At 61.5% G+C, this 23057-nt stretch carries 26 protein-coding genes; 7 read left to right on the top strand and 19 right to left on the bottom strand.

All coding sequences use genetic code 11. The features are described from left to right. Positions 1–1823 precede the first annotated feature (1823 nt). Complete coding sequence (locus tag RE429_RS29880) at positions 1824–2804, top strand: hypothetical protein (protein WP_414476440.1); 981 nt, start codon at positions 1824–1826, stop codon at positions 2802–2804. 64 nt (positions 2805–2868) lie between these two features. Here the strand turns inward: RE429_RS29880 and RE429_RS29875 are convergent, their stop codons facing one another. The 12 genes from RE429_RS29875 to RE429_RS29820 form a co-directional block, all read right to left on the bottom strand. After that, the gene (locus RE429_RS29875) at positions 2869–3222 is read right to left on the bottom strand and encodes a hypothetical protein (RefSeq protein WP_414476438.1); all 354 of its coding nucleotides are present in this window, start codon (positions 3220–3222) and stop codon (positions 2869–2871) included. Between the two features lie 42 nt (positions 3223–3264). Continuing rightward, positions 3265–3705, bottom strand: coding sequence for a hypothetical protein (locus RE429_RS29870; RefSeq protein ID WP_414476436.1), 441 nt, complete (start codon positions 3703–3705; stop codon positions 3265–3267). Positions 3706–3854: 149 nt separating this feature from the next. Beyond that, complete coding sequence (locus RE429_RS29865; RefSeq protein ID WP_414476435.1) at positions 3855–4112, bottom strand: hypothetical protein; 258 nt, start codon at positions 4110–4112, stop codon at positions 3855–3857. A gap of 91 nt (positions 4113–4203) precedes the next feature. Continuing rightward, positions 4204–4467 (bottom strand): hypothetical protein, encoded by a 264-nt coding sequence (locus RE429_RS29860; protein ID WP_414476434.1) that lies wholly within the window; start codon positions 4465–4467, stop codon positions 4204–4206. A 133-nt stretch (positions 4468–4600) separates the two neighbouring features. Then, positions 4601–5755 carry a hypothetical protein gene (locus RE429_RS29855; RefSeq protein WP_414476433.1) on the bottom strand — a complete coding sequence of 385 codons (1155 nt, stop codon included), beginning with the start codon at positions 5753–5755 and terminating at the stop codon, positions 4601–4603. Between the two features lie 77 nt (positions 5756–5832). Continuing rightward, positions 5833–6054 (bottom strand): hypothetical protein, encoded by a 222-nt coding sequence (locus RE429_RS29850; RefSeq protein ID WP_414476432.1) that lies wholly within the window; start codon positions 6052–6054, stop codon positions 5833–5835. Positions 6055–6071: 17 nt separating this feature from the next. Further along, positions 6072–6242 carry a hypothetical protein gene (locus RE429_RS29845; protein WP_414476431.1) on the bottom strand — a complete coding sequence of 57 codons (171 nt, stop codon included), beginning with the start codon at positions 6240–6242 and terminating at the stop codon, positions 6072–6074. A 176-nt stretch (positions 6243–6418) separates the two neighbouring features. Further along, entirely contained in the window at positions 6419–6706 is a 288-nt protein-coding gene (locus tag RE429_RS29840; protein WP_414476430.1) for a BA14K family protein, read from the bottom strand. Then, entirely contained in the window at positions 6627–7088 is a 462-nt protein-coding gene (locus tag RE429_RS29835; protein ID WP_414476503.1) for a hypothetical protein, read from the bottom strand. Before RE429_RS29835 ends, RE429_RS29840 begins: the two co-directional genes overlap by 80 nt. 115 nt (positions 7089–7203) lie before the next feature. After that, complete coding sequence (locus RE429_RS29830) at positions 7204–7761, bottom strand: hypothetical protein (protein WP_414476429.1); 558 nt, start codon at positions 7759–7761, stop codon at positions 7204–7206. A gap of 42 nt (positions 7762–7803) precedes the next feature. Continuing rightward, positions 7804–8298 carry an antitoxin Xre/MbcA/ParS toxin-binding domain-containing protein gene (locus RE429_RS29825; RefSeq protein ID WP_414476428.1) on the bottom strand — a complete coding sequence of 165 codons (495 nt, stop codon included), beginning with the start codon at positions 8296–8298 and terminating at the stop codon, positions 7804–7806. A gap of 61 nt (positions 8299–8359) precedes the next feature. After that, positions 8360–8986 carry a hypothetical protein gene (locus RE429_RS29820; RefSeq protein ID WP_414476427.1) on the bottom strand — a complete coding sequence of 209 codons (627 nt, stop codon included), beginning with the start codon at positions 8984–8986 and terminating at the stop codon, positions 8360–8362. 213 nt (positions 8987–9199) lie between these two features. Here RE429_RS29820 and RE429_RS29815 point away from each other — a divergent pair, with 213 nt between their 5' ends. Further along, positions 9200–9385: a hypothetical protein gene (locus RE429_RS29815; protein WP_414476426.1), complete on the top strand. Its 186-nt coding sequence runs from the start codon at positions 9200–9202 to the stop codon at positions 9383–9385. A 153-nt stretch (positions 9386–9538) separates the two neighbouring features. On the opposite strand, the gene RE429_RS29810 is transcribed toward RE429_RS29815, so the two are convergent. Then, positions 9539–10621 carry a hypothetical protein gene (locus tag RE429_RS29810; RefSeq protein WP_414476425.1) on the bottom strand — a complete coding sequence of 361 codons (1083 nt, stop codon included), beginning with the start codon at positions 10619–10621 and terminating at the stop codon, positions 9539–9541. 207 nt (positions 10622–10828) lie between these two features. On the opposite strand from RE429_RS29810, the gene RE429_RS29805 reads away from it, so the two are divergent. From RE429_RS29805 to RE429_RS29785, 5 genes are all read left to right on the top strand, one after another. Further along, positions 10829–11170, top strand: coding sequence for a hypothetical protein (locus tag RE429_RS29805; RefSeq protein ID WP_414476424.1), 342 nt, complete (start codon positions 10829–10831; stop codon positions 11168–11170). A 119-nt stretch (positions 11171–11289) separates the two neighbouring features. Beyond that, a complete protein-coding gene (gene istA / locus RE429_RS29800) occupies positions 11290–12819 on the top strand; it encodes an IS21 family transposase (RefSeq protein ID WP_414471409.1) in 1530 nt (509 codons plus the stop codon). Then, positions 12816–13601 (top strand): IS21-like element helper ATPase IstB, encoded by a 786-nt coding sequence (istB, locus tag RE429_RS29795; protein ID WP_414471408.1) that lies wholly within the window; start codon positions 12816–12818, stop codon positions 13599–13601. The genes istA and istB overlap by 4 nt, the downstream gene beginning before the upstream one ends. A gap of 58 nt (positions 13602–13659) precedes the next feature. Continuing rightward, entirely contained in the window at positions 13660–14295 is a 636-nt protein-coding gene (locus RE429_RS29790) for a plasmid pRiA4b ORF-3 family protein (RefSeq protein WP_414471407.1), read from the top strand. A gap of 200 nt (positions 14296–14495) precedes the next feature. Then, on the top strand, positions 14496–15149 hold the full coding sequence (locus RE429_RS29785) for a cold-shock protein (RefSeq protein WP_414476423.1): 654 nt from the start codon (positions 14496–14498) through the stop codon (positions 15147–15149). Between the two features lie 252 nt (positions 15150–15401). On the opposite strand, the gene RE429_RS29780 is transcribed toward RE429_RS29785, so the two are convergent. The 6 genes from RE429_RS29780 to RE429_RS29755 form a co-directional block, all read right to left on the bottom strand. Beyond that, positions 15402–16586 (bottom strand): Fic family protein, encoded by a 1185-nt coding sequence (locus RE429_RS29780; RefSeq protein ID WP_414476422.1) that lies wholly within the window; start codon positions 16584–16586, stop codon positions 15402–15404. Positions 16587–16848: 262 nt separating this feature from the next. Further along, positions 16849–17262 (bottom strand): hypothetical protein, encoded by a 414-nt coding sequence (locus RE429_RS29775; RefSeq protein WP_414476421.1) that lies wholly within the window; start codon positions 17260–17262, stop codon positions 16849–16851. Between the two features lie 103 nt (positions 17263–17365). Then, positions 17366–18799, bottom strand: coding sequence for a DUF6880 family protein (locus RE429_RS29770; protein ID WP_414476420.1), 1434 nt, complete (start codon positions 18797–18799; stop codon positions 17366–17368). 346 nt (positions 18800–19145) lie between these two features. After that, on the bottom strand, positions 19146–19562 hold the full coding sequence (locus RE429_RS29765; RefSeq protein WP_414476419.1) for a hypothetical protein: 417 nt from the start codon (positions 19560–19562) through the stop codon (positions 19146–19148). After that, on the bottom strand, positions 19507–21813 hold the full coding sequence (locus tag RE429_RS29760; protein WP_414476418.1) for a tyrosine-type recombinase/integrase: 2307 nt from the start codon (positions 21811–21813) through the stop codon (positions 19507–19509). The genes RE429_RS29765 and RE429_RS29760 overlap by 56 nt, the downstream gene beginning before the upstream one ends. Then, positions 21804–22991, bottom strand: a complete 1188-nt coding sequence (locus RE429_RS29755) for a tyrosine-type recombinase/integrase (RefSeq protein ID WP_414476417.1) — start codon at positions 22989–22991, stop codon at positions 21804–21806. The genes RE429_RS29760 and RE429_RS29755 overlap by 10 nt, the downstream gene beginning before the upstream one ends. Between the last annotated feature and the right edge of the window lie 66 nt (positions 22992–23057).

Genomic DNA, 23057 nt, shown 5'->3' with positions numbered 1-23057 from the left:
GAGAGAGCATACGGACGCTCGTCGTCCGCCCGCAGCCGGAGCGTTCTGCGACGGCAAGTCTTCGCATAGTAATCACGATGGGCGCGCAATTCGCGCCCCGTCAGCGAGGCTGGGTTGCGTTCAGCCACCGGAAGCCTCGCACGCACCCGGCCACGATCCGTCTGGATCGTGCGATTTGGCCTCAGCCAAAGCGCGCCGGGACAGCCTCGCAGAGCCCAATGTGAGAGACAGCAGTTTTGCCCGAAACGATAGTTGCGGCAAAACTGCGGTATTGGGCCCTCAAAAATATCCTGCCCCTAAACCTCCTTCTGGACCCCTCCTGTACGGGGTCTGTAAGCCTCAGAGGTGTTCCGACAGCCGCAGGCTATACCCGTCGGCGGGCTAGGGTCATCCGGGACGTAAAACGGGGCTTGTGGCCGCTCCCGGGCCGGAGGAGGGCCTTTGAGCCTGTCCTGCCTCGATCGGCCTCCAGGCCGCTCCGAGTGGGTTTGGGGGCGCGCCCACATAAAAAGCGCGTCTCAATCTGCTGTTAAATTGTATTCCGGCAGTACAAACTGATGTGATTACGCTCCAGTAGAATGGCGATGGAATACCCGTGATTATTCGATACGCTGGGCGTCAAGCAAAGGATGTGTATTCCGGCCAAGCCGAAGAACTATGGCGTCCTTTAGACGCTTAGCAATGGGGTTTTACTTCGCATGCATGGAGTCTGGCGGGTGAGCGTGCGAGTCCCGCCAGGTGCGCTGGGGAGATCCGAGAGCTGGGCGACCAGGATTGACGTGCTTTGTTGGCCGAAGGACAGTCAGCTTGCGAGCGTTTCAGACCTGACATTCGGATGGAAGGTTCATGGCTCCTGAAATCTTACCCTTTGCCGATCGGCTGCCGTCGCGCCAGCGGGCCGTGCACCAGGCGGCCGGATCGGCGTGTGGGACCCGAGGGCTCGAGGGCTGTCACCGGATGGGCGCTAGTGTCAGGTGTATTCTGGCTTTGACCTGACGCTGGCTGTGGTTGGCCAGGGGTGTGACTGGCGTCTCTGGCTGGGTATCGCGCTGCGCCGCTGAGAGAGGAGGGGCATTCTATGTGGGCCATGCCCCGCCTTATCCTGCGCTCGTGCAGCCAGTAGAAGCCTTTGTTTTGTAAGGAAGGCCGTGCAGAGTGTCAGCTAACGGCTGTCGAGGACCTGACACAAGAAAGAAAGCTCTGTGACGCGCATGATCTGACATTCTGGGCCGAGCGGATGTCATGTCGTTGGGCAGGCCGACCTTCCCTTTGAGATAGGCAGGTGTGTCAGGCGCAAGCTCCTGCGCGGCTGTCGCTCCGGCTGCGGTGTGTGCCCGGAGTGCATTGAGAGAAGCTCGCTGGACCGGCCGGAGGGGTCGAGCGGGTTCTGCCGGTTGGAACGCGATCGTCCAGACCTGACCAAGCCGCGACCTGGGAAGCGGTGGTTCGACCATGAATGGAACCTGTCGGGTGTTCGGTCGGGCGGTCAGGTCGAATTATGTGAACATCTTACACATCTGTAAATCGCGTAGGGCGTAACGATCCGAGAAGCTGACATCCGTTTTACTTGAGCTTGTCAGGTGCGGTGATGTCCGTGCCTGCCCTTGAGCGGTAAGGTTTATTTGTCCTGCTGACCTTTCATTGCGATCCGGAGCAGTCATGTTGGGGAACGCTAGAAGCTGCCTCCCTGATGTCAGGCGGCTCGGCTTCACCTCCTTTCATTTCATTGAATCTTGACCGTAACGATGATAGCTTCCGGTTTAATTCGGAGGCGTGAGGCCAAGCTCGCGCCCCGCCCTTTGGTTATGAGAAGAGGCTTGATCATGGGCGCAGCGGCGGCCACGACGGTTTCCAAGGCCACAGCAATGAAGGTGGGCAAGCGTTATGACTGGGGCTCTGAGCGCCCGGGTGTGCTTGAGCGCCGTGTGCAAATGCGCAAGCAGCAGATGTCGAAGAAGCGGGCCGAGGTGGAGGCTCGTCTTGCGAAAATCCGCAAAGCCGAGATGGCGATGCTCGATGAAGAGGAGCGTTTCCTTGAGGAGCAGGCCGCGCTTTTGAGAGCGCATCGCGAACGGATGAAGGAGCGCAAGCGTGCCTTTGGGTCGAAGGGCAGCTTCATCGTGCCGAAAGGCTCCTTTACGGATGAGCGGCTGGCCGAGTTCATGTCTGCGTATCCAGACCTGACTGAGGACGAGGCACGCGTCCTTCTTTCGATGAGGACCAGTCCAGCGGCCAATTCGAATGAACCTGGCACCGGAGGAGCGTCCAGCGAGCCGACGCTTGTTTCTACCTCAGGCTCTCACAACGTCTCGTCTCTCGTTGCCGGGACGCCTGCGCTTGAAGCTAAGGCTCCGCAGGCTGCAGAGCCGGCAGAGGCGCCGAAGGCTGTCTCGCCTGAGAAGCCGACGCTGTCTCCTGCGCCTGTCCAACGGGAGGCAGTCCCCTCTTCTGATTCTACCGATACTCAAGCCGATCGTGACTGGTCCGATTTTGATCCTGATGCGTGGCAGGAGGGCGAGGACTTCCCGCGGCATCTATACCGCGAGGTAGCGGATGCCGATCGAAACTACTTCCTGGTTCTTCGGACCGATTTGGATGAGCCAGAGAACAAGAGTGTGTCGCCTATGGTTCAGGCTCTGCGGGACCGTCGGAAGGAATTGACGAGAGCGCAGGACGAGCTCGAAGAGAAGCACGGACGGAATCAGATGCGCTGGACGGCCGAGGTGATCGCCGAGGCTGAACGATTGCAGCAGGAGATTACAGCACTCAGCAAGCAGATCCAGGCAGAGCTTGCACGGGGTTAGTTGGGGTTTGTGGGCGCGAGCATAAAAAAGCCCCGGTGTCGGGGCCTTCTGGCGTCTCCGGTGTTTAGGCCGCGACCTTCGTTTCCTCCCGCCAGATGTCGCAGAACGGTCCGCAGGCGCGGCAGGGCTGCTTTGGCTGGGCCGTGATTGTGGCGACTTCCGCTTCAGCGGCTTCGATCGCTGCCCAGAGGGTGGCGTGGTACCGGGCTTCGGGGATCCGGCGCGGGTAGCAGCCAGTGTTCCAGCAGACCTCCCAGCGCTCGACTGAGCCGTTGTCGGTGATGAGGTCCGTTCGTAGGACATAGACGATGTCGTTCCCTGGGGTCCGGCTGCCGAAGTAGGTGTGATAGCTCATGCCGGTCGATATCCGGTCGGTCCAGATGAGCGGGGCCGGCTTGCTGAGCGATGCGACGGTCATGCCATTTCTCCAAACCTGTGAGAGGGAAGCGATGGGACGCCCTTAGGCGGCCAGTTGCTCGTCGCAGGCGATGAAGACGTGATGGGCAGTCACGGCGATGCCGTACTCGGCGAGTTCGTCGATGAATCGGCCGAGGCCTTCAGTCTGCTCATTCGTTGCCGGTGAGACAATCGGGGCGCCGTCTCCGTCCATCGAGTACCAGGCCTCTCCGTTGACCTGGTACTTCTGGGTACCGTGGTCGATGTAGAGGGTATCGAGCAGATCGATCTGCTCTGGCCCCTCCCAGCCTGTCATGTCATCGCCATCCTCTCCGAAGCGGGTAGTGACGGCGATTTCGAGGCGGAGCTTCTTGCAGATGTAGGCGAGTTGCTGGGCCAGGCGCTCATGGAGGTCACGGGCAAAGGCTGTCTTGCAGGTGAGAGACCGGGCGAGAACCTGGATGCGGATGCCCGACAGGACCGTGAAAAGCTCGAGGTTCTTCATCGCCGTGCTCCTTTTGGGGATTTTTCGATCATCTCTTCACAAGTCCCATCGAGAAATGAGATGAGCAAGGACAAGAGCGATGGGGTTTCTGGATCCGCGCATAAGAAAACCCGCCCTTGTGAGGGCGGGTTGCACTGGTCCGTTTTGGATCAGGCGCTCTCCCCTACCGGGAAGGTCGGACGCGCGACGACTCCGGTCGCGTAGGTGGCTTCGAGATCGGCGAGGAACTTGTCGCCGTATTGAAGACACCCGACCGCGTGGATGTAGCGGGCGTAGCGCTGACGGGCGAGTTCATTCGTGAACTCGTGCTGTGCCACCGTGCTGATTTCGAGGAACTCGTTGACCAGCGTCTCATGGGCAGACTTGATGCTCTTGTCGAAGGTGGTGAAGCGCTGGATTCGCTGCAATTCGAGATTCCTTTCGGGGATTTATCGATCATTGGTTCACTGGCATGGCATGAAACCCGGCGATTGAGCCCAAAGCCGGGTGCGCCTGCCGTCAGTGCAGCACTACCGGGACACCCTGAGCCTCCAGCGAATCCATGACGCGGATGACACCATCCAGAATGGCGGATTGGTCGCTGGTCCAGAATTCGAACATGAGCCAGGTCGAGCTTGCGCTCTGAAGAAACCAGCAGGTGTCGATGAAGCGCTTGCCGTCCGCGTGACGGGCGGCCCCATGGGGAGCAGCGCCGAGGTGGTGGAAGCAGGTGGCGCGGAACGTGTCGACGAAAGCGACATCCTCTTCGTCGCTGTCGTTCATGTGGAGCTCGAGGAGCCAGCCCTTGCCGGGAAGTCGTTGTGGAGCTTCAGGGAGTAACGGCTGGCGTCCATCGTGACGATCCTTTCGGGGATTTTCCAATCATCTCTTCATCGGCATGATTGGAGCCTGAGGATCAGCGCCGCTGGCGGGCATTCCGGACCTCGCCGACAATCAGGCGGTTGAGGATCCATTGTTGGCCGTCGGATGACGGGATAAGGATCCCGGCTTTTGCCAGAGTGACGATCCACGCCTGTATGGCATCCGAGGGCGTGGCAAAATCAGTCCCGTCCTGGCGAATGGCGTCAACTTCCTCGTCGGTAATCTTGCTAAAGCGGTGGTGGATCCAGCCGCGATCCCTGACTTTCCGGAGTGCAGCCTTCACACTGGCGAACACGCGCTTGCCGTTAACCGCGAGGTCGACCATGTCGGCCAGGATGGTTGCCTGCCAGTCTTGAGGAGGGACAGTGAAGCAGCCATAGCCCGGCACCATAATGCCGATCGCCCGTGTCAGATGATCGTCCGTGATCCGGGCGACCGCCGGATAGGCGAAGACGGTTCGGCTGATGTGGCTGCAGGAATCGCGGTATGCGGCGCGTAGCGCGGCCGCCCGACGGTCGAGTTGTCCGGCTCGCTGGTTGCGGAGGGCGTCGAGAGCGGCATGGCCGTCCCGGAGCTTTGGATTGTGGAGCCATTTGCGAGGGGCTGTGTCCAGAATGGCCCGTTCGAGCCCTTCTCGGCTCTCGATCTCAGGGTCAATGCCGGAGAGGTCAATCTCGATCGCACTCAGGTCCATTCCTTTGATCTGGTTGATCTTCTCAGGGCCGCATTCATGGGTGACGGCAAACTCGACGAGGAGATCGCGATCGCCTTTGCGGACAATGACATCCGGCACGATGCTTCCAAGGCGGTCCTCGAGCACAGCGGCATCGAACTCGTAGGTCCGTCCTTCAAAGCCAACCCAACGGTCCTTGCCATTGAAGAGATCAAGGGTGGGGAGGAACAATTGGAGCCGCCGGGCGAGGATGTCTTTGGCGAACTTGTGGAGGGCCGTTTCGGGGCCGGTTTTGCAGGGCCGTTCGTCGGCGGCGCCATAATGTCCGAAGTGGTGTTTCACCTCCCGCTTGCGGGCGACAAGAGGCGTCCCGCAGGCCGGGCACCTGCACTCGCAGGCGATCCCCCGCGCGACTTCCGAGATATAAGCGATTGATCCGTCCGGCCGCTCTCCGAAGACAAGGCTTTCCCGGCCGTCGCGGCAGGCGAAGCCGGAAAGAGGCGAGGGCTCCGTCATCGGGAGCACCAATCTTGGAGAAGGCAGGCCATCACCCGGGAAGCCTGAGGCGAATTCCCGAGACTTGCAAGTCGGCCTTATGCCGCTTTGAGGGTCTTCCCCTCCGCCTCGGCGATCCGGGCCCAAAGGTCGATGTCCGGCTTGGGCGTCTCGATAGCCGTAATGATGGCGGTGCCGTCCTGGAGGGCTTCAAAGCTGGTACCGAGCTGTTCGAGCAGGGCGGGTGTCTTCCAGATGACGGCGATCTCGTCAGCGGTCATGTCGCACATGCCGCCGCGGCCGCAGTTGTCGTAGATCATGGTGATCTTCGGGGTCATCAGGATCGAGTAGTAGAAGCAAGAGCGGATGATGACGTCCGGCTCGGATGGCCGTCGACCATGAAGGGGTCGAATTGGTCCCCGTTGTAGGCTCGGATCAGGAGATGGCCGACATCCGTCATCGGGTCGTTCGGAAGGCTTTGGGCTTCGGAGATGATGGCATCGGTCATGTCGAACCTTTCGGGGATTCTCAAATCATCGGATCGTTGGGATGATTTTCGAAGAAAACGGGAAACTGAGGGTCGGCATCGGTTGCATCCGAAATCGAATTCGCCATGTTTGGCGGCGCGCTCATAAAAAAGAGGCTCTTCGGGAGCCTCTTTGCGCTGTTTCGGAGCCGAGCCGATTAGTAGGTGCAGACGTAGCGCATGCCGTTGCTAGCGCGGAAGGTTCCCGTTGCCGGATCGTACGAGCGGTACTTGCGGGCGCAGTAGGCCGCCAGCTGCGGATCAACGGTACCGGGAGGCGGCGGGGGAGCAGCCTGTGCCTGATTGGCGATTGCACCGGCGACCAGAGCGCCGGCAGCCAGACCGAGGACACCTGCACCCTGGTCTTCAGATCCTGCCCAGGAGCGCCTGTCCGACCGCCAAAGCGCGGGACTCTGAGGCCGCCATCTGTCGCGTGATTGTGCCAAGCTGGTCCTCGATATTCTTGAGCTGTGCGGACATGGCCTTGATCTCGTCGGAAGAGGACCGGCTGATCGCCTGATGGTCCTGGAGGGCTTGCTCCAGCCAGTCGAGCCCGAGCCAATGCACGATAAAGGACACCAAAGCGTCAGGGCCGGTGAGGGTCATATAGGCAGGGCCCGAGGCGGCGGATCGCGTCCCCTTGCCCTTCAGGGTGCGGTCCTTTCCCGTGCACCAGCGCTCAACGTCATGCCACCACGCGCTCACCGCTTCCGAGGGGCCCCGGGCTTTGATCGTCGCACGCCGGCTTGGTCGCTCCGGCCTGCTGTCGAGTTCGGTCGTGAAGGACAGCTCTGGATAATCTGGGAGGCAGTAGTTGAGACGTTTCATCGAAAGCGAAATTCCTTAAGGGCATTGGTTGGGGCGTCACAGCCGTGGGACGGGAGTACCAACAGGCTCGGGACAGGATGCAAACAGGGAAGGGGATTTCGGGCCCTGGGCATGATCACTGCTCGTGGACCAGCGCCCGCAACGTGGGGTCTGCGATAACCCGGGCGGCTTTGGCCAGTCGCAGCGCGTCAGGGCCGGCTCGATGCGGATGCGGGTAGATCTGCTCAATTCGGGCGAGCAGGTGCGCCGCCTCTGCTGGGTCGACGTTGGCCGCCTGGGCGAGCCCGCCATAGAGACGCTCGACATCGCCCACTGCCCAGGCCTTCTCCCGCCCGGCAGCCGCGTACAGGCGGCCCAGCCACCAATCGTCGTGGCGATGCGCGTCCGAGACCACCAGGCGCCCGCGGGCCAGATCGTTCAGGCGGGTGCAGGCCTCCTCGACCGAGAGGCCCTGCGTTTCCAGCAGGGCCGGCGTGATGCCGTGGATCTCTGCCGATGCGGCCGACCAGCCGCTTGCGAGAGCCCAGGTGGCGTGCGGTCTGACGAGGAAACTCTCAGGCCCGGCCTCATCGTCGATCACCCAGCCGATCTCGATCGGAAACGAGGCCGAGCCCAGGCCCGACGCCTCGATGTCGAGAAACAGCACCTCAAAGCCGCGGAACGTCAGCCGCATAGGAACTCCCGTACAAGACGAGGGCAGGGGCAGTCGAATGGGTCATGACGAACCCAGCAGGCACTGCACATGGTCCAACACCCGTTGTGGCCCGCCTGTCGTCTGCAGCACGTCGATTGGGCAGTCACCCAAAGCGGTGTTGTGACTTCTCATCCAGCTCCGCGCCGCCTCGGGATCGCCTCGGAGCCCATGATCGAGGGCGCGGCTGAGGCGGATCAGCGGGGCGGCGCGTTCGAGCGTCAGCCAATTCTGGATCAGAGCCGACTCGTTCTCCCGGGCCGCTTCAACGATTGAGACGGAGAGGCCCAGGATTGTGGCAAGCACCGGATCGGGGAGGCCGAGGTGGGCGGCCGCCCGCAAGGCGGCCTTGGACACTAAAGCAGCGTCCTCCGGTTCGAGTGATGGGTGTTTGTCTCCTGACCGGCAGCGCGCCTCCTGGCGTCTGTTGTGCCATTGGTTGAGGAGCACGGCGCCCCAGCTCAGGGCGCAGACGATCAGCGGCAGGATGACTGCGGCAAACCAGAACTCAAATGTCATGACCTTGCGCCCGTCAGCCGATGCGTGGATGCCGCGGAAGCGCGTGGTTGTTCTGGGGTCATCACGCGCTGGCTCTGAGGGCAGGGGAGGGGTTGAGCAGGTCTTGGATGAGCACAAGCAGCGCACGGTCGTTGAGAGAGGCCGGGGACCACGGATCCTGTTTCAGGTTCAGGTCCAGGCTCCAGGCTAGAACCCTGGCCTTGGCAGTCAGGACGGCCATGGAAGTTGCCGGCTCCTGAAGAAGTGCGTTGCCGGCATTGTGCAAAGCCTCTACGCAAGCGGCCCTCTCCTGATGGGCGCCGGCCAGCCCGAGCTCGTCGGCCAGCCGGGAGGTGTCATGCTGATAACGCTGCAGTGCTGCCGTGATGGTTTGCACCCGATGCCAGAGATGAGGCGTCGTCTTGGCGAGCTCGTGCAAGGCTGGCAGGTCACGGATCGTATAGTAGCTTCCAACCTCGTTGTCGTAACACAGGCCGAACGCGGCATCGTTCGAGGTGGCACGGAGCACGCGAGGTGGAAGCGGTTTGCGCTGCAGCCAAGTCTGCTGGAGTTCCGTCAGCCGCGCGTCAGCCCTGACGGCATCAGCCAGGGCAGCCTCGAAGGTGGCTTCGAGTTGGGCCAGCGCGAGCGTCTCGGATGCAGGTGTGCGTGAGGCATGCGTCTGCCCTTCACGCTGCATGTCATTCATGGCGTGTTGTTCCAGAATCGTCTAAATGGCTCTTCGACGAGCTAATTTAGGCCTCTTTGTCACCAGAGTCAACCAAAATAGCTCAAACTTGATCTAATTTGGTAGTGTGGAATGATCACTGGCGCTCAGATACGGATGGCACGGGGCTTCATGCGATGGTCAGTTCGTGATCTTGCCGAGGCGTCGGGAGTCTCAAGTGCTACGATCAAAAGGATGGAAGATACTGATGCTACGCCGCCATCTCTCGCTGAGAACGTAAGAAAAATCCAAGAGGCGTTTGAGTCAGTCGGCATCATCTTCATTGCTGAGAACGGCGAGGGGCCAGGCGTGCGCCTCAAGAAGCAGAGACCAGACGAGGGCGCGCGTCCGCAGCAACTGACCTCCGAGAACGACACCTGAAGCTGTTCGTCCTCGTCGCAAGGTCTTTCTGGCGGAGGAGTTCTGCTGTCAGCCCAACGAAGCCTCAGGAGTAAATGCTAGTCGCTCCGAGCGGTGGATTACTAAGCTCGTGTGTGGCTCGTTGATGCGCGCCCGTCGCCTGCCGTCAGTCGATTAAGCTCTCTGGCTGCTCCCGGCCGTCAGACGCAGAGAGCCGCTGCCGCCGGTAACCCTCAGTTGATCGAAGTTGAGATTGCCGAGCTTCCAGGATTGCAGCACCACAGAGCTGTCATTGATCGACTTTGGCTTCACGCCGCCCTCGACCGTGCGCTCAATGGTCAGAGCCTTGCCACTCCAGTCGAGCAGCAGGCGGTCGTCCGGCCCAAAGCCTGCCTGCTCCCACACCTCCCGCGGCAGGCGAATGGAGGTGTAGAACCGGTCCGCCCGTTTGGCATCCGCAATGGATTTCACCACGATCGGCGCTGACGCAATCTGACCTCCCGCCTTGCTCTGTCGCTTGCCGCGGGCCCGTCGGGATGGCTCCTGCCCGTCCGATCTTGGTCCAGGTGTGGGTTTGGCAGCAACGCCTTGCGTCGGCTCGGGGCTGCCCTCCGCCTCGGGTTGCGGCTGAGCCATCGGGAGAGGCCAACGCGGGGGCATCTGGAGAGCACTGGCAACCTGCCGGAGACTACCGGAGAGACCCTCGCTCGATCGGACCAGGGCAGGGGCCAGGCGTGCAATGGCTTCGATCTGTTGACCGCCGAGCGCGACCAGCTTGTTCATCTGTTCAGCCACGAGCTCCACGGCTGACCGCAAGCCTTTCAGGTCTGCCGCCATGCCGGCGAGAGCCTGCTCAACCTCTGACGAAGGAGCTGGCGTGGGATGGGTCGGCTGTGGCGCCTTCGGAGCGACAGCTTGAGGCGGGTTGGCGTCCTTCGAACGGAAGACCTCGGCGGCCAGCTCTTCAGGCTTGCCCGAAGCTGCAGGCTCGCGCTGGGGCAGGTTTGAGGATTTGACCTCTTGAGCCTGGCGTGGGCGGGCCAGGCAGGCGGGGCAGAGGTCATAGGCGGGAGCGCGGCCCAGCAGCCAGCCGCGATTGTTGAAGAAGCTTTTGACAGTGTCATCGCTGGTGGGCCGGGAGGCCTCATAAGCATCTGTCTTGGCACAGTCCGAGCAGCGGATGGTGAAGCGGAACTTGGAGGGAGCGCCACCGCTGCGGGTCATCTGCGGCTCGAACTGACGTGCGATGCCAGGCATCTCGTAAAATCCTGATTGGTGAAAATGAGGTGTTCGAGGCGGAAGGACCCAGGGTCCTGATCTCGCCGCCCAGACAAGAAAGAGGCCGGGAAGGGCAGGGGCTTAGCATCTGCCCTAGTAAATTCCAACCCGTTGGACTGGGATCCACCTCACCCAAGCAACGGGCACAGAATAGAGGCCCTTCCAAGCCTAACACGAGCAGCTATCATGCCAGATCAGGCTGTGACTTCATGCCGGTCTCTGACGATGATGGATGCCAGCGCTCCCAAAGAATTCCTGGCCGTGCTCAGGCGCCACTGGACGAGTCACGCTCTCCGGCGCTTCGGCGAGCGCTACAAGCTCGACGACTACGAACCGGAGGCCCTGATCGATCTCGTGGAGCGGATCGAGCGGAAGTACCGCGTTGCCTTTGCCAACCCGTACTGGAAGCAGCATGCGCGCGTCATGGGCGTCGCCAAGCTCTTCCGCCGTAATCTAAATGCCTCGCCGCGTGTGAGGCTGGTCTACAATCGTCGCCATCAGGTGGTCGTGACGGTCCTGCCGTTGTAGTTGGACCCGAACCGCGCCCCTCTGTACGACGCCAACTATGATGGCCGCCTGATGACGACAGAGATGGCCGGTTAGGTGTGAGATGCATCAATCTTTCCCGCGATTGCGGGAGAAGGTTGATGCCGGGCATGCACGTCACCGACCGCCAGGTCAGGCGCTATATGAGTTCACGCAAGGACGGATATTCTCAGGCCGCCGCGGCGGCACGGGCCGGCTTCAGCGAGCGCACCGGTCGGCGCATCGAAGCCGACCCGGTTCTTCCCAGCCAGCGCGAGGGCCGGCGCTACCGGACGCGTCCGGATCCGTTCGCCGAAGTCTGGCGCGACGAACTCGTGCCGATGCTGGAGGCCGCGCCCCAGATCCGGGCCACCACTTTGCTGGAAGAGTTGCAACGGCTGCATCCAGGGCGCTATGGCGACGGCCATCTGCGCTCGCTGCAGCGCCGGGTGGCCCATTGGCGCGCCACCGAGGGACCGGAGCGTGAGCTGATCTTCCGACAGGAGCATCCGCCCGGTCGGCAGGCCCTCTCGGATTTTACCAATGGCGCCAAGCTCGGCGTGACCATCGCCGGCCGACCCTTTCCCCATCTGCTCTATCATTTCTGGCTCGCCTATTCCGGCTGGCGCTTCATCAAAGCCATCTGCGGCGGCGAGAGCTTCACGGCTCTCACCGAAGGCCTGCAGGAGGCGCTCTGGCAGCTCGGCGGCGTCCCGCGCGAGCATCGCACCGACCGGCTCTCGGCCGCCTACCGCAATCTCATTGATCGCGAGGACGAGGCCAAGGCCTATGCCGCGTTCTGCAACCATTATGGTCTGCAGCCCACCCGCAACAATGCCGGCATCGCCCACGAGAACGGATCGGTCGAAGCCGCCCATGGCCATCTCAAGCTCGGGCTGCGCGAAGCTCTCGACTTGCGCGGCTCGAAAGACTTCTCGGACCTGGAGGCCTACCAGGCCTTTCTGCAGGACTTCGCCATGCGCAAGAACGCAGCCGTGCAGGCGGCGCTTGCCATCGAGCGCAAGGCGCTGGCTCCTCTGCCGCGCTTTCGCACCAGCGACTACTCGGTGGCGACGGTCACCGTCACACGCTCCGGCACGATCTCGGTGCGCAATGTCCTTTACACCGTGCCCTCGCGCCTCGTCGGCTGTCGGCTCAAGGTGCATATCTACGATGATCGTCTTGTCTGCCATCTCGGCCTGAGCCCGGTGCTGACCGTCCCCCGCCGCTACTTCAAACGCGGCGGTCCCGGTGTCCGCGTCGTCGATTACCGCCATCTGGTCCATGCTCTCGTGAAGAAGCCGCAGGCCTTCCGGCACTCGGTATTCCGGGAGGATCTGTTCCCGCAGACTGCCTTCCGACGGGCCTGGGAGGTGCTTGATGCCAGGCTCGATCCAAGACAGGCGTGCCGGGTCTATGTCGGCCTGCTGCATCTGGCCGCCACGCACGCCTGCGAGGCCCAGCTGGCCGATCATCTCGCGAGCGTCCTCGCCGGCGGCGGGCTCCCGGATCTCGATCAGGCCCGGGCCCTCGTGGCCGGGCCGTTGAACGTCCAGGCGCCGGTGGTTCATGTGAGGGCGCCGGATCCGAGCGTCTATGACTGCCTGATCCCTGTCGATCCCATCGCCGCTTCAGAAGGGGCCGCACCATGACCCGATCCTCATCCGCCGCGCCGCCGGTCGACACGGCGAAGTTGCCGGTCCTGCTCACCACCTTGCGTCTGCCGACCATCTCGCGGCTCTGGCAGGAGATCGGTGCCCGGGCCGATGCGGAGGGCTGGGGATCGGCTCGCTTCCTGGCGGCCCTGTGCGAGCACGAGATCCATGAGCGACACAGTCGACGCATTGCCCGCCATCTCGCCGAGGCCGACCTGCCCCCCGGCAAGACCTTTGCGACCTTCGACTTCGCCGCGGTGCCGAGCCTGCGCAAGGCGCAGGTCCTGGCTCTGGCGGACGGGGATGCCTGGCTCGATCAGGGCGCCAACATTTTGCTGTTCGGCCCCTCTGGGACCGGCAAGACGCACCTCGCCGCGGCGATCGGCACGGCCCTGATCGAGGCCGGCCAACGGGTGTTGTTCACGCGCACCACCGACCTGGTCCAGAAGCTGCAGGCCGCCCGGCGCGATCTGAGCCTGCCGGCGACCCTGGCCAAACTCGACCGCTTCGATTGCCTGATCCTCGATGACCTCGGCTACGTGCGTAAAGATCAGGCGGAAACGAGCGTCCTGTTCGAGCTGATCGCCGAGCGTTATGAACGACGCTCTCTGATCACAACCTGCAATCAGCCCTTCAGCACCTGGAATCAGATCTTCCCGGATCCCGCCATGACGGTCGCGGCGATCGACCGTTTGGTCCACCACGCCACCATTCTGGAACTCAACACCGAGAGCTACCGGCGCCGAACCGCGACGGAGGCCAAGAGCGCCGCTGTCTAATTGTCGTCGGACGCGTCCGGCTAGTTGACGCCGCCCCCGGTGACAGGTCCACTGGGGCATGTCCTGGAAAGATCCCAACGCCCTCCAGATCAAGATCACGCTGGCCGAGATCGACCCGCCCGTGTGGCGGCGGCTGGTGGTGCCGTGGACCTGGCACCTGGGGCAGTTGCACCTTGCGATCCAGGCGGCGTTCAACTGGTGGGATTATCACCTGCACGAGTTCCGCATTGGTGGCCTGCGCTATGGCGATCCGGAGCTGCTCGAGGACGGGGCTTTCGAGGATGACGCGCGGGTGTTCGACGAGCGTGAGGTGCGGTTGCGCGACTTCGACCGGGAGCCGGGCACCTGCTTTAGCTATCTCTATGACTTCGGGGACAGCTGGCTGCACACCGTGGAGATCGAGAAGCTGCTGGCTCTCGATGCGCCTCCTCGTTTGGGGGCCTGCATCGCAGGAGCCCGTGCCAGACCGCCGGAGGACGTGGGTGGCGTGAGTAGCTATGAGCGCTTTCTCGCCATCATGGCCGACCCGAACGATCTTGAGCACACTGAGACCCGGATCTGGTGCGGCGGCCACTTCGATCCGGAGTGGTTCGATCTGGCGCTCACCGACAAGGACGTCAGGAACGCCCTCAAGCCCAATGTCCGGCGCCGCCTGCACCAGCCTAAGCCCACACGAAAAAGTCGGTCATCGTAGTTGACGCTACCCGGACATGAAAATTGTCGTTGCACACCCCTCGATTGAAGGTGTTAAAGGTGTGAAGGGATGCTGGAACTCAGTTGAGCGCTTCGGATGCCTCGTCGGGGCCATCATCGTCTTGCGCGGGAAGGGGAGGGGCGGTACGCCTGTGTTCCGCACGTTAATGTGTTCCGTATGCAAGACAGAGGATGCTCCTGATGGGCCGGGGCAATGAACATCGTGATCGTCGACGTCAGTTCGGCGCTCAACCCACAGATTCCTGGGGCGACTACGCTCCTTCCCCATCGTATGCGCCACCGGCGCGCCAGCAGGGGACCTCTTTCAGTTCGGGCAGCGAGACTGAGGCTCGGGTCAAATGGTTCAATCCGGAAAAAGGGTTTGGCTTCGTTGACCTAACCGACGGCTCCGGAGAGGCCTTTCTGCACATCAGGCAGGTTGAGGCCGCTGGCCATTCAGCTCTGGAGTCCGGCACGACGCTGGTGGTGACGGTTGGCACAGGTCAGAAGGGCCCGCAAGTGATGAACATCCTCAGCGTTGACGCCAGCACGGCCGCGCCTGAACCGCCGCGGCGTGGATCTCCGAGCAGGGCAGGCCACTCGGGCGGCAACGCGCGGCACGGCATCGCTCGTCCGGAACTGGCCGCACCGACGATACCGGGTGTGGTCAAGTGGTTCGACCTGGCGAAGGGCTTTGGCTTCGTCACCGTTGAAGGTGAGAGCAAGGACCTGTTCCTTCACATCTCCGTTGTGGAGCGAGCGGGCCTTGGCGCGTTGACGCCAGGACAGGCAGTCCGTGTTGCGATCGTGGAGGGCCGCAAGGGGCGTGAGGTCGGCGCGATTGAGGCGGCTTGACAGGCCTCTCTCAACCGTCTCGGACATAAGCGCGCGAGGAGGTGGAGCGAGACGGAGCCCGTCCACACCGATTTCGCTCAACCCATGCAGCGCCTTCACTGATTTTCTGAAGAAGCGCGTTTCCTGGAGCTCATCCCTACAATGATCCCGGTTGGGATTAGTTTGCCGCAGCTGCGCAAGCTGAGAACCCGAGGTCACCCCGAAGCACAGAGAGGAGAAGACAAGGAGATCGGCGATTGTTCGGTTCAGAGGCTACCCAGATGGGGGCGGCGGATCCGTCCCTTCATTGAGGATGGCAAGATACCGACGGTAGCTAAAAACACGTCCACGTCGACGTCCGGTAACCTCCTCGACGATGCCCAGTCGTTCGAGATCGGCGAGCGCCGCGTTGATCGTAGGTGCGGTGAGACCCGTCTGGCTGACGAGCAAATTCGCTGTCACAAACGGGTTCTGCTGAAGAAACTCGTGGACGCGCAAGACCGAGCCCGCGCGTTCGCTTTGCGCCGTAATCAGCTCACGATCTTGCTTGAAGAGCTCCACAATCTGCGTTGCCGCCGCAAAAGCCTGATTGGCGGTCTCGGCAACCCCGTCGAGGAAGAACTCGAGCCAAGCCTCCCAAGCGCCATGCTCCCGAACCTCCTGGAGGAGACGGTAGTAGTCTGCCCTATGGGTCTTTAGGTACAGGCTGAGGTAGAGCAGTGGCTTTCGAAGTACGCCATGGACACAGAGGAACAAGGTGACAAGCAGGCGTCCGATACGGCCATTGCCGTCCAGGAACGGATGGATGGTCTCGAACTGAACGTGCAGAAGGCCCGCCTTGATGAGAGCTGGGAGCTTGGAGCGATCCTCATGCATGAATTGCTCAAGAGCACTAAGGCAAGCGTCGAGCTCCGTGACGGGAGGAGGGACGAAGAGGGCGTTGCCCGGGCGCGTGCCACCGATCCAGTTCTGGGACCGCCGAAACTCCCCCGGGCTCTTGGTGCCGCCGCGACCGCTCTGGAGGAGACGGGCCTGCATTTCACGGATGAGGCGCAGGGAGAGCGGTAAATCTGTGAGGCGCTCAAGCCCGAACATCATTGCGTCGACATAGTTCGAGACCTCACGAATATCATCGATGGGTTGGCCCGCTTGGGCTTCGGTTTCGAACCGCAACAGATCGGACAGGGTCGACTGGGTGCCTTCGATCTGCGACGAGAGCACGGCTTCCTTGCGGACATACATGTAAAGGAAGAGTTCTTGGCGGGGCAGGAGCATGGTGACTCCATCAAGGCGGCCGAGAGCACGCTCGGCTAGACTGAGCCGCTCAAGAAGCGGAAGGATGTCGATTGGCGGATTGGGCGGAAGCGGCGGTGGTACGAACGCGCGCACCGTTTCTCCGGCAACAGGGGTCTCGACACAGCGGCCAAGCCGCAGGTTGGGGGAATCAGCTTCGATCATAGCCGAACCATCGCGGGAAGTTGCTAATTAAGCAATCGGCCTTTTGCTTAATTAAACCGTCTCCTGATGTAAGCAGGCTTAAATAAGCTCATTCTCCGGGAGCGCCACTCCCATAGGGCGGGTTCATCATCTTAGCATAAATATGGTATAACATAGTGAGAGCTTTTGACAAGAAGTTTGCGATAGGAGCCAAGACATGGTTGCCTTGCAAAGTGGTCCCTATGTGCTCCACCGTTCAACGTTTGGATCTGGGTTGCTGTTTTTATGTTGGGGAGCCAGCAGAGGAAGCACTTGGATGTGAAGCCTCGTTCCGCATGAAATAGCTATTGATCAGAGCCACAACCTTTCGGCCCAGCGCCTGATCCACTTCAGGGCTGTCCGTGTCGAGGATTTCGAGCCGAGGCTCGAAATCAGGGTCACAAATCAGAATGGCGGGGTCCTGCTCGTCACCGTCTCTCGGGCTGTCCAGGAACCAGCCTTCATCCGGATTAGGGTCTTCTACCTCGAGACCCGCATTCAGGCTCTCGACGATGTATCTCGCGAGGTGATCGTTGATCCGCGTACCATCGTCTTCGCCAAAGATGATCCGTGGCTCGCCTCGAGGATCCCGAATGACGTGCTGCCGATCTCGTCCGGGGCGGGCGATGAAGAGGGTCCATTGTGACGATGGGCTCATGGGCTATTCTTCTCGCGAACTCTGGTGAAGACCTGAGCAAAGCTGCGTTTCTGCGTCAAGCATCGCCCCATACGGCCGTTTCAGACCCTGATTTCGCACCCCCTCACACGACCAGGCTCCAGAACGAACTTTTGCGGCCATGTTCGGCTTTGAGGCGTCTCACGTAGACGTCATGAGCCTCGAACCTGCCGAAATCCCCGATCTGGTCAGCAAGGTTTTCGCACTCCTCGAGGTGGCGAGCGGCATGTTGGTAGCGCTTGGTTCGGGTCCGCTCCAGGGTAAAGTCAATCAAGGCCCGGCGAAGAAGAGTGGCCGCAAGAGGATGTTTTGCCTCCAGCGCAGCCGCGGCCGGCGCCAGGATCTCGTAGAAGTCACCATTGAGTTCGTCGGCACGGGCGAGCACGAGGTGCGCGGCTTGGTCCAGCGCCGGCCAAGTCACCAGAAAACCCAATACATGATGCACATTCGGATGGCTCAGCACATGGGCGATGGCGCGCTCCTCCGCCTCAAGATCCTCAAAGTCGGGCAGGCGCTTGAGATAGGAGCGCAGATGGTCCGGGTTGAGCGAGCGCTCGAAGCAGGTCCAGCGAAACGCCTGCGCCTCATCGGCTCGTCCGAGAGTCTCGAGAACCTCGATGCGCGTCTGCTCCCATTCGACAGGGATCCAGCCCGGTCGATCTTGATCGACAGCATTGATGGCAGTCCAAGCCTCCTCGGCGCGGCCTGCGCCTAAGAGCCGTTGCGCGATCTCCACAGCAACACTCGGAACGCCTCGAGCCTTCTCACTTTGCTGGGCGATGAAGGCGTCCACATCACCCTGCGCATCCGCAATCGCCTCCAGCGCCAGCCGAACAACGCTGCTGCAATGGCGCTCGGCTAGGTCATCGGCGTACAAGGGACCACCCGTACCCCAGCCGACGACCTTCCGGTCCTCGGCGCGAGGCTTCTGTCGCGGCTCCTGGGACAGCTGGAGGATGAGTTGCTTGAGGTGGTCGAGCCCTGCGGGGCCAAGAGCCGGGGCCAGAACCTCGATCAGGGCATCGTACTGACCATACTCGTTCTCGATCAGCGCCCGGTAAACCTGCTCGGCGAGCACATTGGGGGCAGCATTCGCTGCGTTGGCAATGTCACCCAGATCACGGCAGGCAGCCTGAAAGACAGCCATTACGCTTCCACTGCTGTCGTCACAGCGATTGAAGATCGAATTGGCCAGGGCCATGAAGCGCCAAAGGAGTTCCAGCGCTTCAGCTGCATCAACTTTGACGACCTGACTGATGACCTGTCTCTGGGTCTCAAGATCGGCGACAAGGGCCTTGCGGTGCTGCCAATCGACGAAGGAGCGCGATCGAGCAATGGCTGTCAAACGCTTGCGGATCTCCTGTGCCATGTCGGCAGGGCTGGCGGCGCCGGCCAGTTCCAGCCGCAGACGGCGTTGGGCTGCCGCATTGCCCCGGCTAACTTCGATCAACAACTCAGCGAGGCGCTCGGCTCCGAGCGCCTCGAGGTTCTTCGCGTTCAGAGTCTGCCGTGAGGCCATGTGGCATCCCGAGTGCGTCCAGGGCTCTCATTTATGCAGCGAGACGGATCATGATCAATCCGTGGGTGTTTGATCACAGGAAGGGGCCTGAATAACATCCATCAAGACATTATAATAATATTTCGCATTTACCTGGAGGTGTTCTGTAAATCTTTAGGAACAACAGGTGCTTAGACTTGATTGACACGTCATCCATGGGTACCGTGATCGAGATGCCACCACCATGCTCGCTGTCAAGAACAGGCCTGCGGCCTGCCGCCTCTGGCGGGGCCCTGCGGGCCTTCTTGACCGCTCCGCGTGCTGGCGGCTTGGGTGTCCATGCCATGACGGCTTCGCCCGTCATGGCTCATGACGACCCATAACTTGTCAATCGGCTCCGTACCTCAAGAAGTTCAGTCACGCTGCGCTGGTGTCGGCTGCGCCATTCCTCTGCCTCGCCGAGCGCGCGCTCATAGCGGCGATTCAACTCCATCTTCTGCTGACGCACCTCGGCCAGCTCCAATTCCAGCCGCTTGATCTTGTTGCGCAGCGCGATCTCGATCGTTGCGGCACGGCCGGCCGAGCGAACCCGGACCTCCTCACCATCGATCGTCACAACCTGCTGAAGCGCCGTCGTGCGAAGTTGCTGGATGACCTCCTTGAACTGGCGGTAAAGATACTCGCGGCTGACGTTGGCGCGCTCGGCGACGGTCTTGAACGAGATGACCTCACCGTTCCGGCGCATGGCGCCCAGGATCTCCTCGACTGCACGCCGCTTGGTCACACTCCGCTGCTGCGCCGCCCCAAGCAGGCCGCTGGTATTTTCGAGCCTGGCCACTGAAGGTCCCATCTGCCTTGATCGTCTTGATGATGGTCTTGACGTTCGCAAGCCCCTGCTGGGTCCGCTCCATCCGCTTGCGACCGATGTCAGCCATACGCCGATGGCCGTCCTGTTCAAAGCCTTCCACCTCGCCTTTGAGGCGGGTGAGGCTGGTAGCCATGGTGCGCATTTCCTTCTCGAAGAACGGCAACTGCCCGATATCGGCCCGGAAGTATGTGCACGTGAAGCAGGCTCCGTTGTGCTCGCACCATTCGCCGACCTGGCCCGGGAGCGAGCAGAGGCCGCCTGGGACGTCAACCGCCAGAGTGGCATCCTTGCGCAGGGCCAGTTCGGCGACCTTGTCGTCGACCTCACCCTTGATGGAGATGAACTTGCCGCCACCCTTCTCGAGGATGGCTTTCTTCTTCAGCTTCAGACGCTGGTTGACATAGATCAGGCTCATATCGGCCGAGGCATGGCCCAGTTCCATCTGGATCATCATGATATCATAGCCGGCCAACGCCAGCTCGGTGCCGTAAAAATGGCGCAGGTCATGCCAACCGAACTTGTAAATGCTGCCGTCCTTGTCACGAATGCCCTGACGGATGATCCACTTCGCGATCACGTCCCGGGTGTGCGCACGACTGAGGCTGACCTCGGCATCGCCAAGCCTGTTCGGGAACAGATACGTTGTTTCGAGATTCCATGTACTCCGGACGTCGTCCTGCTGCTCCTGAATGGCCTGGATGACCAGAGCATGGGCAGCATCGTTCTTGTGGAGCGGCTTGGTGTTCCAGCGCTTGACCTTGGACTGGTAGAAGGTCAGCAGCATGAAGTCGGCGTCGTCCGGATCTGGGGCCAGGCAGTCGAACGCAAGGGCATGCAGGTCGATGGACCGCATGCCCGTGTAGCGGGCGATGATCAGTAGACGTTTGCAGACAACTGGCAGGGAGTCGAACTTCAGGAAGATCTGCTCAATGACCTCCTCGGGCACCATCGCGTCTTCGAGATTGCGCTCATATTCATGCATCCGGGGATGATAGCTGCGAACCCTGCGAACGTTTCTCTTATCGAAGACGAGGCGGCGCCAGCGGTATTCCGGGAGGTAGGCGGATGCCCACTGAAGCATGTTGAGTGGATCCGTATACCAGTTCTGCCCGATAAACCCCTTGTCGTTGCCCCATGACAGGAATGTATGATCAATGAACTCCTGATTGATGTGTTCGGGGCGAGGAGAAGGATGAATGCTGTACAGGCATGTCTCAATCTGACTGAGACGACCGACGTACTGGGAGAGGCTGCCGGGAGAGAGTTCCTTGTGCTCAATTTTGTTGAGGATATAGCGCCGTGCCACGTTGCGCAGCCATGGAAGTTGAATGCGGAAGAAGCTGATAGAGGGTGCTTTGGACCTCGTCACCGGCACTTCATCGGCAGGATAAACATCCTCCAGGAGAACCAGGTCCCTGGCCTCCACTGGCTTGGCTTTCTCGCGCAAGATGATGAGAGTGAACACCAAGACATTGGCCACTGCACTGTTCGTGGGTCCATAGGCTGTCTCTTGGATCGTCGCGGCTCTGCGCCATTTGCGCTTCGTGGGACGAACCGAATATAACTTCCCTGCCAGCCAATTCTCAAACAGGCCCCGAAGGGGTGTGCTGCCACCTGAGCCGCTCTCGACAGGGTGCCTGAAGTCAATCAGATGGCGGACCGCGAGTGCTTGAGTGGATGCAAGGTCAGCACAGAACGGGATTAACTGGACCGCGCGCGTGTACCAGAGGTAGTGCCGGCTCTGTGGGCGTGACAGGCGCCAGGCAAAAAACGCTTTGAGCTCCGTCTTATAGAACTCCGGCACATCGGCGAAGTCGAAGCCGATGCCACCCAGCAACTCATCGGGCAGCGTTTGACCGCGTTGTCGCACAGTTGATGCTGGCCGACCCAGGCTCCGGCCGCATCTTCCAGCTTTATCTCTGCCCGTGCGGCTGCTCTGTGCTTCAAGCTCCCGAGCGTCGCGGAGGATTTGAGCGTGCCTCGCCTCGCCATAACCGTCCGGCGCGTATAACGCGGATCCGGCGTCGATCCCGAAGCATTCCCGAAGCGTATGGAAGCCCCACAGGTCACGCTCGAGCAGGGCAGGGTGCAGGGAGGTCAGAAAGGCCCGCAGGCTCCCAAGATAGGCGACTTCCGGATTGCAGCTTCGGGCGAGCTTCAGAGCCATTTGAGTTTCTCCTCCGCCAGGCCGATACGCCTCAAGTCATTCAGGCGCTCTTCGACCTCCGTGTGGTTCTTGAGCTGCAGCTTCTTGTACTCGGCATTGAACAGGTGCTTGTAGATGGCATTGGTCGTCTGTGGGCTGGCATGCCCGAGGCGGTCAGCAACATCGAGCAGGCTATAGCCTTGAGCGATCGCCTCGCTGGCATGGGTATGGCGGAACATGTGCCAGGTGAACGCAATGCCCGAGTTCCGGACCAGCCGCTTTTGAATGTCGTAGACGTTGCTCTCGGTCAGCCCGCGCCCGATTTGCGCCTTGGTGATATTGCAGAACACATAATTCGTTCCGGTCTCGAAGGCCGGAAGGTATTCGTCGCTGGCGACATAGTCCTCATACATCGTCATCACGAAGTCGAGCACCGGGATCGGCCGTGCCTTGCCGTTTTTGACGCGCGCATGGTTCTCGTGAAGGCGGGGCGTGATCCAGATGACGTTCTCCTCCAACCGGACGTCCTCGTGCAGCAGGCCCCGCGCCTCGCCGATCCGGATGCCGGTCGTGTACAGGAGCACCACCAGGAAGGCATCGCGCATGAGGCTGGCCGCCTCGATGATCTTCAGGACCTGCTCGGGCGTCAGCCGGTGGTCGACGGCCCGCTTGGCGGATGCCGCCTTGGCCTTGTGGCCCGACCGGCTCTCGGTGTGGCGCCGCGCCTTCCGCTGCATGATGTGGGCTAGGAAAGGCTTGTAGGCGTCGGGATGATAGGTGCGCGGCTGCTCGCCGGCGCCAAAGATCAGCGCAGCGTGGCGCATGTCCAGAAAGGTGTAGAAGGCCTTGATCGCAAACAGGATCTGGTTGTGCAGGCTGGTGGAAACGTCCACCGGCTCCGGGCGCAGCGGGATGATGGTCAGGGCAGTCTTCAGATCCAGGATCGGGCCATGACGGATCACCGCGGGAATGAAGCGGTCGAGGTCCAAGGGAGCGATCTCCCGGAAGCCCTTGCCCATGGCCGCGAGATAGTTGCCGAGCCGGACCACGTGCCGGGCATAGTGAGCAACGGTGCTCGGGGCGTGATGGCGCGCCTCCAGATAGATGACGAACTCGCGGATCTCGGTGACGACAGCGTCACCGTCATAGGCGGTCCAAGTGACGTGGCCGCTCGGGAGAACGATGCGCTGCAGGTGCATGGGCCGTCATCCGCGTCGTTGACACCTGATGGTATGACTGTCAGGGACAGGCGCCAAGCGCCCCAA

The sequence above is a fragment of the Microvirga sp. M2 genome, assembly GCF_047497095.1.
Classification (GTDB): Bacteria; Pseudomonadota; Alphaproteobacteria; order Rhizobiales; family Beijerinckiaceae; genus Microvirga.
The sequence above is the reverse complement of the archived record's forward strand: the minus strand, read 5'-3'. Positions and strand labels throughout refer to the sequence as shown.